Annotated in this window: 8 protein-coding genes; 4 read left to right on the forward strand and 4 right to left on the reverse strand. The window is 44.6% G+C overall.

Annotated features, from left to right (window positions below; all coding sequences use genetic code 11):
* Positions 1-253 precede the first annotated feature (253 nt).
* Positions 254-964 (reverse strand): DNA/RNA nuclease SfsA, encoded by a 711-nt coding sequence (sfsA, locus tag QZT18_RS06600; protein WP_294145768.1) that lies wholly within the window; start codon positions 962-964, stop codon positions 254-256.
* Positions 965-1,440: 476 nt separating this feature from the next.
* Here sfsA and thrC point away from each other — a divergent pair, with 476 nt between their 5' ends.
* From thrC to QZT18_RS06615, 3 genes are all read left to right on the forward strand, one after another.
* Positions 1,441-2,925: a threonine synthase gene (gene thrC / locus QZT18_RS06605; protein ID WP_294145770.1), complete on the forward strand. Its 1,485-nt coding sequence runs from the start codon at positions 1,441-1,443 to the stop codon at positions 2,923-2,925.
* 145 nt (positions 2,926-3,070) lie between these two features.
* A complete protein-coding gene (fba, locus tag QZT18_RS06610) occupies positions 3,071-3,934 on the forward strand; it encodes a class II fructose-1,6-bisphosphate aldolase (RefSeq protein ID WP_294145772.1) in 864 nt (287 codons plus the stop codon).
* Positions 3,935-4,172: 238 nt separating this feature from the next.
* Positions 4,173-6,290, forward strand: a complete 2,118-nt coding sequence (locus QZT18_RS06615) for a glutamine synthetase III (protein WP_294145774.1) — start codon at positions 4,173-4,175, stop codon at positions 6,288-6,290.
* A 462-nt stretch (positions 6,291-6,752) separates the two neighbouring features.
* On the opposite strand, the gene QZT18_RS06620 is transcribed toward QZT18_RS06615, so the two are convergent.
* Positions 6,753-8,954: a GH25 family lysozyme gene (locus QZT18_RS06620; protein WP_294145776.1), complete on the reverse strand. Its 2,202-nt coding sequence runs from the start codon at positions 8,952-8,954 to the stop codon at positions 6,753-6,755.
* Positions 8,955-9,516: 562 nt separating this feature from the next.
* A complete protein-coding gene (locus QZT18_RS06625) occupies positions 9,517-11,298 on the reverse strand; it encodes a phosphotransferase (RefSeq protein WP_294145780.1) in 1,782 nt (593 codons plus the stop codon).
* Positions 11,299-11,788: 490 nt separating this feature from the next.
* Here QZT18_RS06625 and QZT18_RS06630 point away from each other — a divergent pair, with 490 nt between their 5' ends.
* On the forward strand, positions 11,789-13,333 hold the full coding sequence (locus tag QZT18_RS06630; RefSeq protein WP_294145781.1) for a glucan-binding protein: 1,545 nt from the start codon (positions 11,789-11,791) through the stop codon (positions 13,331-13,333).
* 582 nt (positions 13,334-13,915) lie between these two features.
* Here QZT18_RS06630 and QZT18_RS06635 read toward each other — a convergent pair.
* Complete coding sequence (locus tag QZT18_RS06635; RefSeq protein WP_294145783.1) at positions 13,916-14,356, reverse strand: hypothetical protein; 441 nt, start codon at positions 14,354-14,356, stop codon at positions 13,916-13,918.
* Positions 14,357-14,362: the final 6 nt, after the last annotated feature.

The following is a 14,362-nucleotide window of genomic DNA, read 5'->3' on the forward strand; positions in this document are numbered from 1 at the left end:
TAGCTTTATTATTAGATATGTTAACAGTCGGGCTGAAGTGCCTGGCACAGAAAAAATAATTGCTGTTTTCAGGTAAACTTTATATGGAAATTAACCTGATGTTTAACAAGGCAAAGAAACAGCCGGCAGAGTCGTTTGACGACGCCCGCCTAACGGGGATAGTACGGGAAAATGCACGATCTTTCTTTGCGCGGTATAATGACTTGAATGGAAAAAAGAAAGAATCCCATAAGCGGGATTCTTCTGCGCCGGATTAGAGAATCACATCCACCGGCATATCAATTTTCATTTCCTGTTTTGTTATAATACAGTCGCGGGCAAGAATATGGACACCGGATTCTGATGCCAGTTTAAGCGCATCCGCGAATTCCGGATGAGTGGTCCTGTTGGGTGAAAAAGAAAGAATTCCCTTCATCTGAATGACGAATAGGACATAGGCATGATACCCCTCCATGGCGGCATCCCTGAGTTCCATAATATGTTTAACTCCGCGCTCGGTCGGTGCGTCGGGAAACATGGCGGCGCCGTCGTGTTCCAGCGTAACTCCCTTTACTTCCATAAACGACGGACATCCCTCTTCTTTGAATGCCAGATCAAACCGGGATTCATGATACGTAACCTCTCTTTTTACTTCCGTTATATCTGAGGAGAGCCCTCCTTTATTCAGCCATTCCGCGGCCGCCTGGTTCGGCGCCTGTGAATCCATATTGATAAGCAGGCGTTCGTGGTTGTACCCCGCATTCTCCTTATAAACGCCGATGACAGAGTAAGCGGTTTTCCTCCCCAGAGCCGCAGCAACCGGATGAAACTCCACAAGAAGCTCCGCCCCGGGTACTAAAAATTCCCGGAGCCTTCCCGTATTCTTAACATGGCAGACCTCTTCCCTGCCATTAATCATCACATGGGCGATAAACCTGTTGGGCCTCTTTAAAAATGTTCCGGTTACGATATGTTCATATTGCATAATAGATACACCATTGCCTTTCCTGCAGTAAACTTCTATAAGAAGTATTCCTATTATACTGCATACAGGCGTTGTATTGCAATTACGGAATGATTCCATGATTTAGGGCGTCGTCAGTTACCGTTCACGGGAAGTAGTCCGCCAGGTGTTTTTTGTGAGTGGAGCGTAGCGAAGGTCACAGAAAATCCGAGGGTTGCGGCGCGAAACGGCGTTTTTTTGCCGTTTCTGTGCATCGTGAAGCGTGTTATTGTTCGCAGCACAGCTGCTTTTAGCTGGGGTGTGAACAGTAACAGTCCTCATTTTCCCCTGTTTCCCACCCCACGATTCTTCTTGCACTAACAACCAAAGTATGGTAAAATTCTTAACCAGGATACCCTCGGAATATAGGGAGATACAAGGCTTTTTCCCGATTCCGGAGGACATAAAGACAGGACAATAAAGAGGCTGAATCATTAAATAAAGAGAGGATGAAAATCATGGCAATCTACTATAGCAGTACCCGCGGCGGTGAAAAAAATGTTACGGCATCACAGGCGATCCTGAAGGGACTTGCAGAGGACGGCGGTCTTTTTATGCCGGATGAGGTTCCTGCATTTGACCGTTCATTTGCAGAACTGGCAAAGATGACCTACCAGGAAGTCGCTTATGAGGTGATGAAATTATTTCTTTCGGATTTTACGGAAGAGGAACTGAAGGACTGTATTAACCGAGCCTATGACAGCAAATTTGACACAGAAGAGATTGCCCCTCTCGTAAAGGCAGACGGAGCATATTACCTTGAATTGTTCCACGGGAACACAATTGCGTTCAAGGATATGGCGCTCTCGATTCTTCCCCGCCTGATGACGGTATCAGCCAGAAAGAATAAAATTGACAACACAATTGTAATCCTGACCGCAACCTCCGGAGATACCGGTAAGGCGGCCATGGCCGGTTTTGCGGACGTGGAAGGGACGAAGATTATCGTATTTTATCCGAAGGATGGCGTAAGCCGCGTGCAGGAACTGCAGATGCTTACACAGAAAGGCGATAATACAAGCGTTGTGGGAATCGACGGAAACTTCGATGACGCCCAGAACGGCGTTAAAAAGATATTTAATGATAAAGAGTTTGGAAAGGAACTGGCAGCTAAGGGATACCAGCTCTCCTCCGCAAACTCGATCAATATCGGACGTCTTGTACCGCAGATTGTTTACTATGTTTATGCCTATGTAAAACTGCTTGACAACGGCGAGATTTCCGAAGGCGAGAAGATCAATATTACCGTACCGACCGGTAATTTCGGAAACATTCTGGCCGCTTACTTTGCGAAACAGATGGGCCTTCCGGTTGGCAGACTGATCTGCGCGTCCAATGACAATAAAGTTTTATATGATTTCTTCCAGACCGGTATCTATGACAGAAAGAGGGATTTTATTCTGACCTCATCACCGTCCATGGATATCCTTATTTCCAGCAACCTGGAGAGACTGATTTATCTTTCCACCGGCTGTGATGCCGCAAAGACAAAGGGACTGATGGAAGAACTCGTAAGAGACGGAAAATACACGGTTACTCCTGATATGAGAGAGAGAATGAGCGATTTCTTCGGAGGATTTGCAACACAGGAAGAGAATGCCGCCGAGATTAAACGTCTTTATGATGAGACCGGTTATATGATTGACACGCATACGGGCGTCGCTTCCTGCGTATATAGAAAGTATGTAAAAGAAACAAATGATACGGCCAAAACCGTAATCGCCTCCACAGCCAGTCCATATAAGTTTTCCAGAAGCGTTATGGAAGCAATCTTCGGAAGCGAAGAGGGTAAGGATGAGTTTGAGCTGATTGACGAGATGGAGAAAGCCTCCGGAGTTGTGGTTCCGGCTGCCATTGAGGAGATTAGAAATGCCGAAATCCGCCATAATATACAGTGCACATCTGAGACCATGAAGAGCACGGTGGCTGACATTCTGAAATAGACGGATGGAAGAAATGTGACAGATTAACGTTCGGTTGTATCGTTACGAAAAAAATGTGCTAATTTTTTAACAGTCTTCCCAAAACCATAAATATGGTATATAATAAAAGAATGTAAGTGAGAAAAGCGACAAGGAGGTTCGTAATATGTTAGTAAACGCAAAGGACATGCTTCAGAAGGCAAAAGAAGGCCAGTACGCAGTTGGGCAGTTTAATATCAACAACCTGGAATGGACAAAGGCAGTATTACAGACCGCACAGGAACAGAATTCACCGGTTATCCTGGGCGTATCTGAGGGAGCCGGCAAATATATGGCCGGATTCAAGACTGTTGCTGATATGGTAAAGGCAATGATCGATGAACTTAAGATTACAGTTCCGGTAGCAATCCACTTAGACCATGGTACTTATGACGGCTGCATGAAATGTATTGAGGCAGGTTTCTCCTCCATCATGTTTGACGGCTCTCATTATCCAATCGACGAGAACGTTGAGAAGACGAAAGAACTCGTTCGTATCTGTGCTGAGAAAGGTTTATCACTTGAGGCAGAGGTTGGTTCCATCGGCGGTGAAGAAGACGGCGTTGTAGGAATGGGCGAGTGCGCAGATCCCGATGAATGTAAAGCAATTGCAGATCTCGGCGTAGATATGCTGGCAGCGGGAATCGGCAATATCCACGGCAAATATCCGGCAAACTGGCCGGGACTCAGCTTTGAGACACTGGAAGCCGTAAAGAATAAAACGGGTGAAATGCCGTTAGTTCTCCATGGCGGTACCGGTATCCCGGAAGATATGATCAAGAGAGCAATTTCCCTTGGCGTAGCCAAGATTAATGTTAACACAGAGTGCCAGCTTGCTTTTGCAGATGCAACACGTAAATACATCGAAGCAGGCAAGGATCTGGAAGGCAAGGGCTTTGACCCGCGTAAACTTCTTGCTCCTGGTACAGCAGCAATCAAGGAAACAGTTAAGACTAAGATGGAACTGTTCGGTTCTGTCGGCAAAGCCTGATTGTAATTTAAAACGGAGTTTAACCGATGACGGTGGCAAGTGAGTTTTGAGACTTGTTTGTCATTGTTTAGAGCCGGCCTGCAGGTAATAAAGTTTCGGCATTTCGAAAGAATATTACTTACAGGCCGGCTCTGTTTTTAGATATTGATGAGAAATCCGCAGGATAAGATTCCCGGAGGCCGCGCCCCGAGGGAAGTTCCGCGGATTATACTTTTTCGTCATAGTAAGGGAGAAAACAATGAGTGACTTAATTAATGTGTCTGAAATTTTCGGAAAAAACGTTTTCAATGATACTGCAATGAAAGAGCGCCTTCCGAAAAGCGTTTATAAAAAACTGAAGCAGACCATAGAGGACGGAACGGAACTGGATCCGTCCATTGCGGATGTAGTGGCCCATGCAATGAAGGACTGGGCGATCGAGAGAGGAGCGACCCATTATTCCCACTGGTTCCAGCCGCTGACAGGAGTGACGGCCGAGAAACACGATGCCTTTATCTCGGTTCCGGATGCGGCAGGCCGCGTGATTATGGAATTTTCCGGTAAGGAGCTGATTAAGGGAGAACCGGATGCGTCTTCTTTCCCATCGGGGGGACTCCGTTCCACCTTTGAGGCCAGAGGATATACAACCTGGGATTGTACTTCCCCTGCCTTTTTGCGGGAGGACACCTGGGGCGTGACCCTCTACATACCAACGGCTTTCTGTTCTTACAGGGGCGAGGCTCTTGACAAGAAGACGCCGCTTCTGCGTTCCATGCAGGCGATCAACGAACAGTCCCTGCGGATTATCCGTCTGTTCGGAAATACCACTTCAAAACGCGTTATTCCGTATGTCGGACCGGAGCAGGAGTATTTTCTGATTGATAAAGAGAAATATTTACAGAGAAAAGATCTAATTTACGCAAACAGGACTCTGTTTGGCGCTATGCCGCCGAAAGGGCAGGAGATGGATGACCATTATTTTGGAAGCATCCGTCCGCGTGTAGGCGCTTTTATGAAAGAAGTGAATGAGGAAATGTGGCGTCTCGGCGTCTGTGCCAAGACACAGCACAATGAGGCCGCTCCGGCCCAGCATGAACTGGCTCCTGTTTATACACAGGTGAATGTTGCGGTCGACCATAACCAGATGATGATGGAGGCCTTAAAGAGGATTGCCGGCCATCATGGTCTTACCTGCCTCCTTCATGAAAAGCCGTTTGCGGGTATCAACGGTTCCGGTAAACATAACAACTGGTCCCTGACCACCGACGACGGAATTAACATGATGAATCCCGGCGAAACACCGCATGAGAATATCCAGTTCCTTCTGGTTCTGGCCTGCATCATGAAAGCAGTGGACGTCCATGCCGATCTGTTGAGAGAATCAACGGCGGTGCCGGGCAATGATCAGCGTCTGGGTGCAGCCGAAGCTCCGCCTGCGATCATTTCCATTTTCCTTGGTGAGCAGCTGGAAGATGTAATTGACCAGCTCTGCAGTACCGGTTCTGCGGCGCATTCCAAGCAGGGCGGTGTGCTGAAAACAGGCGTTGCAACCCTTCCCGATTTTGCTAAGGATGCCACGGACCGCAACAGGACGTCTCCGTTTGCCTTTACGGGCAATAAGTTTGAGTTCCGTATGGTAGGTTCCTCAGATTCCGTATCTTCCCCGAATGTTGTTTTAAATACAATAGTAGCGGAGGCCTTTAAGGAGGCTGCGGACCAGCTGGAAAAAGCGGAAGATTTTGATATGGCAGTCCATGATATGATTAAAGGCCTGTTTGCGGAGCACAGAAGGATTATTTTCAGCGGAAACGGCTACTCCGAGGAGTGGGTTAAAGAAGCGGAGAGCAGGGGACTTCCGAACCTGAGAGCGGGGATTGATTCCGTTTCGGCTTTGATTACCGATAAGGCGGTCGAATTGTTTGAACACTTCAGTGTTTATACGAAGGCGGAACTGGAATCAAGAGCTGAAATAGAGTATGAATCCTATGCAAAGACAATCAATATAGAGGCAAAAACCATGATCGACATGGCCGGAAAGCAGATTATTCCTGCCGTGGTAGAATATACGACGCAGCTTGCAAAATCACTTTCCGCCGTCAGGGATGCCTGCCCGGAAGCAGATGTCAGCGTTCAGAAGGAACTGATTTTAGAAACATCGGCTCTTCTGTCTGAGATGAAGGTGGCGCTTTCTGCCCTTGAAAATGAGGCGAAGGCGGCAACGGCGATTTCTAACAGTAAAGAGAGGGCCTATTACTGCCTGGAGAACGTGACTGTGGCAATGAAGGAACTCAGAATACCGGCGGATAAGCTGGAGATGATTGTGGATAAAGAACTCTGGCCTTTCCCGAGTTATGGGGATTTGATATTTGAGGTGTAGGCTGTATAAAAAGCTGGAGTGGATAAACGAGATAACGAGTTAGCCTGTTATTCGGTTATGTGATATGTGATGTGTGATGTGTGATATATGGTATTTGGTATATGTGACATATAAGGATATATTGGATATCAGGGGGAATGTTTATAGGTATAGTATTCTAAAAACAGGGACTGTTTCCGGTGATGAATCACTGAAACAGTCCTGTTTTTTATTGAGTGGCAATGAAAAGTTCGCGAAGCGTGCTTTTCGTTGTTATCTGATATGTTTATATTAGTGTTGTACTGCGTTACCGTATATTGCTTCGCTGTTATGTTGCTTTGCCGTATATTGCTTCGCCTGTTATGTTACTTTGCCGTACATTGCTTTACTGTGTACTGCCTTGCTGTTGTATTGTGTTACTGTGTACTGCTTTGCTGTTGTATTGTGTTACTGTTAGACCGCTTTGCAGATTGAAGCCGAACGTTATCGTCCTGGGCCAGTGGTCAGGCCGGGCCGGAGTCCTCCGCTGCTGCCGGATCCTGAAGAACCGGAGGAGCCTGAACTGCCGGGAGGCGTCGAGCTGTTACTTCCCGAAGAAGATCCCCCTGGCGCGGAAGAGCTTCCGGAGCTGGAAGAGCCGCCCGGTGCAGAGGAACTTCCTGAATTGGAAGAACCGCCCGGTGCAGAGGAACTTCCTGAGCTGGAAGAACCACCCGGTGCGGAGGAACTTCCTGTACTAGAAGAACCACCCGGTGAGGAAGAACTGCCGGGTGCAGCTACATTGCTGCCATTGCCGGAAGAAGAACCTGCATTCGTCACATTGCCCGTCGGTCCACCGGATGAGCTGCCCGAGGAACCGGATGGTGAACCGCTGTTTCCTGAACTGCCCGATGGAGAACTGCTATTCCCGGCAGTTCCTCCCGGAGACTGGGGAGAATTGTTCGTCTGGTTGGAATTCTGGGAGCCTGAAGAATTTTTCAGGTCATCCAGGTTAAACGAACTGTCTGCGAGTCCACTCATATTGTTTGTTTCATTCTGACACACACCATTTTGATCAAAGGTGTAGTTTACGTTATCAATCACACGGGAAACATTCTCTGTCATTTTACCAGTTTCCGGATCAAGATAATAATATTTGCCGGAGAGATTAATCCATCCCGTCTGCATATGGCCGTTCTGATTAAAATAGAACCAGGAACCGTCTATTTTTCTCCATCCTCTTGTCATTCGTCCGGAGTTGGTGCTCATGTAATATTTGCTGCCGTTGCTGTCGCTCAGCCAGCCGCTCAGCATCTTTCCTTCATGCAGATAGTAGTATTCACCGTCAATCTGCTGCCAGCCCGACAACATCCGTCCGCTGCTGTCCAGATAGTACCAGGCGTTGTCCACTTTCTGCCATCCGGTGCGCAGTTTGCCGTCGGTTCCGAAATAATACCAGTTATTGTCAATCTGCTGCCAGCCGGTATACATCTTACCGTCATTTGCAAGAAGATAACGGGCCCCTTCAATATCGGTCCATCCCCGGAGCAGTTCACCGGTAGGATTAAAATAGTACCATGCATTGTCAATCTGATACCATCCCTTGGCCATGGAGCCGTCACTCTTGAGGTAATAGTAGGTGTCATTTCCTACTTTCAGCCATTCGGTTACCATTGTTCCGTCATTATTCAGGTAGAACCATTTATTATTGTCCTGTATCCATCCTGTGGCCATCGCTCCATCCGATTTAAAATAATACCATTTGGAGGTGGAGGAATCTTTGCGCCATCCGGTTATCATCTTACCCGTATTGTCGTTCAGGTAGAAATATTTGTCGTCAATATGGAGCCAGCCCTTATGCTGCGTTCCATCTTCCTTCATGTAGTACCAGCCGTTGCCGTCATTGATCCATCCCGTCTGTTTCTTATAGTCGGAATAATAATACCAGTTGTTGTTAATCTGTCGCCACTGCTTGGCAGGGATTGCGGTGGAAAAATCTTTGTACGCAAAGTTAATGTCCACATCGCCGGAAATACCGGCTATCGTTCCCTGGTTTGTGGCCTGCCACATGGAGGCCTTATTATATGTATGTTTTGTTTCATAGCGGGCAACCCATACGTCGTATGTGACTTTGCTCATATCAATCTTATTGGTAAGCCAGTAGTCATTGGCATAGAGCATCGGATAATAGCCGGCATCTTTTACCTTTTTACAGAAAGCATTGATAATGTCACTGAGCTGGGACGGCGTAAGCGTACTCATAACCGAAGCTTCCACATCAAATACGACAGGATAGGAAATAGGGTAATCCTTGATCAGATCAAGAACAAAATCAGCCTCTTGAACCGCCATATCGGTAGTGGTGGCATAAGAATAAATATACGCTCCAACTTTAAGGCCCGCTGCCGCTGCTGCATCTGCATTAGTCTTAAAAAAAGGATCCACTGCATTGTCATACCGTGTTCCGAGCATAACAAACTGGATGTCGTCATTTGCAACGGCAGTCCAGTCAATGGCCTGTTTCCAGTGAGAAACGTCGATACCTCTGGCTACGACTCCGGCAATGGTAGTGCCGTCGCTGCCGACATATACACCGTTATTTTTAGTCCAGGAAACGGCGGCCAGACTTTCTGATGCCGGAGCCAGACTCATCAGCCCGATCAGACAGGCAAGCCCCAGCGCCCGGATACGTTTCTTGTGTATCATAATACTCCTCCTCCTGTGTAAAACATACGGTAATCTGCGGGAAAGGCTCCCGGCAGATACTGTATCTGCTGCATTTATTATACCTCTGCCGGATTCGGAAAAACCAATCTGGTGTTCCTGTATGATTTAACCCGGTTTTGGTAACTTTGGTAAAACGGAATTTAGCGCCCGAATTTCTGCGATGGACGCAGAAACCGGCAGTTCTTCCTGCGGTGACTAGAATTTAGGGCGTTATGCCATGAATTCTACAGAGTGGCGACTTTATCGACACTCTGAGGTATAATGTTCACTTTGTGGACATTATACCATATTTACCTAGTGAAGTTATAAATAATTTATTACAATTGGGGAAAAATGGCGTTTTAGGGTTACTGTTCACTCGGGATGTATTCCGCGAGGTGTTTTCACGTGCTTTTCGTGAAAATCCCGAGTTCTGCGGCGCGATGCAACGAAAAGTGCGCGATGCGGACTTTTCATTACAATCAATGGCGTTCTTTGCCATTTCTGTGCATCGCGAAGCGTGTTATTGTTCACAGCGTAATGCGGTGTGAACAGTAACGTTTTAGGCCGGGAAGAGCCTGGATATTCTCTTGTAATACAGCTTTGCATAATGGTACATGACAATCGTATATTCGCCGAATTCCTCGCCTTCCAGACTTTTGAAGACCGCCCAGAGACACCAGAGAAAGCCGCCGAGGGCCGCATATGCGTAAGTGACGATCCGTTCCTCAGGAGATGGGACACGCTCGAGGTAGAGCTCCAGGAGACGATCCAGTTCTTCTTCATTGTAGTAGGAATAGATGCTGCACATTGAAATATCAATCAGAGGATCGTGCATGGCTGCATACTCCCAGTCGATCAGGCGGACGGAACCGTCAGGAAGAAAGAGAAAATTATCGGCAACTGAGTCGATGTGGGAGAGGCAGCATGGCCGGTCAAACTTCTCAACACGATCTAACAGCGTATTCATCCAGCCTCTGACTTCGTTATAATCTTCAAAAAGCAGCAGTTCATGGTGATGGCAGAGTGCTTCATAAAAATCAATCCGTTCTCTGAGGTTAAAACGATGCCCGACTTTCAGGTTGGATTGATGCAGTTTGCGCAGAACGGCCATACAGGCGGCAATATCATCCCAGTTTTTTGCATTAGCATTTCTGGACCCCTCATAAAACTTTGCAATCTTATATCCGTTTTCACCATCAAAATAAATAATATGTTCAGTAATATCAAGAGGTTCAACCGCATGATAGGAGGCCTGTTCTTCTTTGCGGTTGATAAGCAGTTCTGTGCCGGGACCGGGAATGCGGCAGATATAATGTTCATTATTAACTTCAAACAGGAAGGATTTGTTGGTCATTCCGGATTTGAGACAGCGGATGTTGCTGATTGCGGATTCCTTCACCTGGAATACCTGGGAAACGAGACGCATTGCTTCATTGTCCGAATGGTTTCTGTATTTGGGATCAAACAGACGAAGCTCTTCCAGGTTTTCAAATTCATATACCTGATCCTCAGGCTGACAGTTCATGTAAAAATCAAGCTTATCAATATGGTTCAGTAAAACCTGTTCCCAGTAACACTGTTCAGTTCCGGGCCGGTTATAGTCGGCCTCCAACAGCGGTATGAAGGAAGCGGAAAAGTTCTTGGACATAAAAGCCGGCCCATACATAACCCAGGAGTCCTGTCCCCCAACAACAACAGAGGTAACCTTCCCTTTTTTGTTGGCGCCGAGGCACCACTCTGATGTGTTTCCTTCCATATAAACGGCTGAATACCAGGAGCCGCACTCATAAGTGTGGAACATGTTGTCACGAATCCAGTTGTCGGAGACAAGAAGATACATATTCCTGCCCCGGAAAAACTCCCTGGCCTGATAGACCGTAGCAAGGGTGCCTTTGGAAGTGTACTCAGGGTTATAAAAAAGCTTTACATTATATTTATCAATCAAATACTCAAACTTTTCCTTTAAATAACCGACTACTAGTGTGATGTCGGTTATTCCCGCCTCATGGAGCTGGCGGATCTGGCGTTCAATCATTCTTTCCCCAAAAACCTCAAGAAGTCCCTTGGGTGTTTCAAAGGAAAGAGGAACGAAGCGCGAACCGAATCCGGCCGCAGTGATAACGGCGCCGTCCACACGGTACTGCTCCAGATAGTCCATCCCTTTTTTAGTTAAGCTGTATTTACCGTGCTCAGAACGGTTCTGAATTAGACCATCGTTGATGCAGTCGCTGACCAGTTTATTAACACTTCCGAGAGAAACGCCCAGAATTGAGGATAACTCTCTCTGTGTGACATCAGAATCTTCATAAATGCTTCTGCATATTAATCCATATCGATCCATGGTGGAACCTCCGTTTTAATGTATGATAATGTGTGGTATAATGAATTGTAGAAATTAAGCGGGTTATTACATATATTTAAAAAACGACATTCTGGCAAGATGTTCAAAAATGTCATTTTACATATAGATATGAACATTATAGCATGAAATTCTTAATTGTAAACCTCAATTCTTATGATTGTATTAATATAAAAACAATAATGAGTTAAAAACGATTTTTTGTAACAATTCTGTAAGGAAATGCACAGATAAAAGTTATGGTAATTTCGGAATAGATATATTATAATGTGAATGTATCGGAGACAGGGTCAACTTCCCAGAAAATGAATCGGTAGCATGAAGTGCAAAAATTTCACTTTGTAACAAAAAGTTGGAAAATTTGTAAAAAAACTATTGATAATTTTCCTTATCCGAAGTATAATGACCTCGTAATGCAATTAGGAAATTTCGAGAAATAGTTCAAAAAGAAAAAAAGGAGAGTGCATTAATTATGAGAAAGCAGACTAAATTAGTTGCAGTTCTTTCTGCAGCAGCTTTACTCGCTATGGGTGCTTCCATGACATCTTTCGCCGCTGGTTGGGAAAAAGATGACGCTGGAATCTGGCACTATTATGATAGTGATGACGAGATGGTAACTGGAGAATGGAAGAAAGACGGTGGAAAGTGGTTCTATCTTGATGATGACGGCGAGATGGCTACAGATGCTTGGGTTGACGATGAGTATTATGTTAACGAGAGCGGTGCTATGCTGGTTAACGAGTGGAAGAAAACTTACACAGACGATGATATGGATGATCCAGACGAAGATGGCGAATCCTGGTACTACTTTGGTAGCAAGGGTAAGAAAACCACTTCCGGATCTAAAAAGATCAATGGTAAGACATACTACTTCGATGAAGATGGTAAGATGCAGTATGGCTGGTATGCAGATGGCAAGAATGTATACTACTTAGGCGGCGAAGATGACGGAGCAAGAACTTCTGGCTGGTTATGGTTAGAAGCACCTGATGCCGATGACGACGATGAAAAAGATGCTGCTGACGCAGTAGAACATGATAGCGAAAATGACAACGATCCTTGCGACGAAGAAGGCTGGTACTACTTCGGAAGCGATGGCAAGATGTACAAAGATGCAAAACAGAAGAAAATAAACGGTAAATATTACTTCTTTAATGAGCATGGCCAGATGCTGTATGAATGGATTAATGGAGTTAAGACAACTATGGGCTCTAATGCTCAGCTTGATACTGATGATGAGACAGCTCAGAAGAATGCAACACCTAGTGAAGTGCGTTATATGAACCAGGTAGAAGAAGGCTGGAGAGCTGATGGCTGGTATCAGATCGATGGCGCTGATATCCTCGGTGCAGGAGATGATACAGACTGGTATTACTTCAAAGATGGTAAAGCTAAAAAGGCTGAGAAGAAAGATGATACAACTGGCTTAATGGATGGCAATGATCAGGTTATCAGAGCTAAGATTAAAGTTAATGGTAAATATTTCTGCTTCAATGAAATTGGTCAGATGCAGACTGGCTTACAGCCAATGGGCAGCAAAAATTCGATGGTTTCCGGATTATACTTCTTTGATGAGAATGGCTACATGAAGACAGGTAAAGTTTCTAACGTAGAAGAAGAGAATGATTCCTTTACTTACTATTTTGAAACAAAGAACAGCAAAAACGGTCAGGGTATCACAGGTGAGAAATCTGGATATCTGTATTGGAACGGTAAGAGACTTGAGGCCGATGATGATTATAAAATTTACCAGACTGACAAAGATACTTACTATCTTGTAAACAACAAGGGTAAACTTCAGAAATCCACAAGTAAATCTTACGAAGTAGAGAATCTTGATGGTAAAGAAATGAAGTTTGAATTTAAGAGCAATTATGCACTTAAGTCAGCAAAAGATGAAGATGGAAATACAGTTGCCCTTAATGCTTTAGATGCAAAAGTTCCAGAGATCGAACTGTATGATAGTGTTATCACTCTGGATGATAATTTCGCCCTTACAGTTAACGCAGCTAAATAATCTGTAAATAGTTAGTTTGAATGGATTTATGAAATAAAACAGTAAGAGGCTAGTCGTTTTTTGACTAGTCTCTTACTGTTTTATAAATTTTAGCTTGTTGGAAGAGTTAGTGGAAAAAATCAAAGCAAATCAGCCATCAAATCAGATGCTAATCCTTTTTTGCAATGAAGTATACAGAAAAGAGTAAGCGCATAGGACTAGCTGCTTTTTATTCTTCGCGTATAGATGTTGGGAAAGTGTTTTGCACAATAGTGTCTTACGTCAATATTCTTTATAAAAAACAAGCAGTGAACTAAGATTCAATTAGTTTGATGCCTATTTCAAAATTCACCAAAGAATACTGGTAAAATTAAGTTACAAATTATTCTTCGTTTTCAGAAGCTGTTACTGCTTTTCTCTCTATAGCAGTATATCTGAGTTAAAGGTATCAGTATCAACAGATGTGATATTATTCTTAGCATCATTTGTAATAAGTACACTATCATATAATTCGATATATGGTAAGTTTGCTTATAAAGATACGAAATCTTTTTCAGTAGCAGAGGTGGTTGCTTTACCATCTTTAGCAGAAATCTTTTCGATCTAGTGATTTTTCTTACCAATTTGGAACTTGTACTCTGTACTGCTTTTATTCTCAAGCTCATACTCTTTTGTTGTAGACTTCTGGAGTTTGACTTTGTTGTTTACAACATAATAAGCGTCATCTACCTTGTAAATTTTGTGATCATCATCAGTTTCAAGCTTCTTACCATTCCAGTCAAAACATCCAGATTTTTCACCAGTTACGCCCTGACCATTATTTGTTCCAAAGTAGTAAGTAAAGGTATCATTTTCTTCTTCTACATTAGAAATTTTACCAGTCTTCATATAGCAATTTTCATCAGAGTAGTATAAGTTTATTTTTCTGGTAGAAGAATCAACAATTGAGTGCGGACCTGTCTGCATCTGGTCAATCTCATTGAAGCAGAAATACTTTCCTGTAACTTTAATTTTTGCTCTGATAACCTTATCAGTACCATCCATTAAGCC

Origin of the sequence: uncultured Clostridium sp. (genome assembly GCF_900547735.1) — a bacterium.
Lineage (GTDB): Bacteria > Bacillota > Clostridia > Lachnospirales > Lachnospiraceae > Otoolea.

Excerpts from the sequence above, each read along its gene's own strand:
- sfsA (WP_294145768.1), bottom strand. The coding sequence starts at position 964 with ATGCAATATGAACATATCGTAACCGGAACATTTTTAAAGAGGCCCAAC.
- thrC (WP_294145770.1), top strand. The coding sequence starts at position 1,441 with ATGGCAATCTACTATAGCAGTACCCGCGGCGGTGAAAAAAATGTTACG.
- fba (WP_294145772.1), top strand. The coding sequence starts at position 3,071 with ATGTTAGTAAACGCAAAGGACATGCTTCAGAAGGCAAAAGAAGGCCAG.
- QZT18_RS06615 (WP_294145774.1), top strand. The coding sequence starts at position 4,173 with ATGAGTGACTTAATTAATGTGTCTGAAATTTTCGGAAAAAACGTTTTC.
- QZT18_RS06620 (WP_294145776.1), bottom strand. The coding sequence starts at position 8,954 with ATGATACACAAGAAACGTATCCGGGCGCTGGGGCTTGCCTGTCTGATC.
- QZT18_RS06625 (WP_294145780.1), bottom strand. The coding sequence starts at position 11,298 with ATGGATCGATATGGATTAATATGCAGAAGCATTTATGAAGATTCTGAT.
- QZT18_RS06630 (WP_294145781.1), top strand. The coding sequence starts at position 11,789 with ATGAGAAAGCAGACTAAATTAGTTGCAGTTCTTTCTGCAGCAGCTTTA.
- QZT18_RS06635 (WP_294145783.1), bottom strand. The coding sequence starts at position 14,356 with ATGGATGGTACTGATAAGGTTATCAGAGCAAAAATTAAAGTTACAGGA.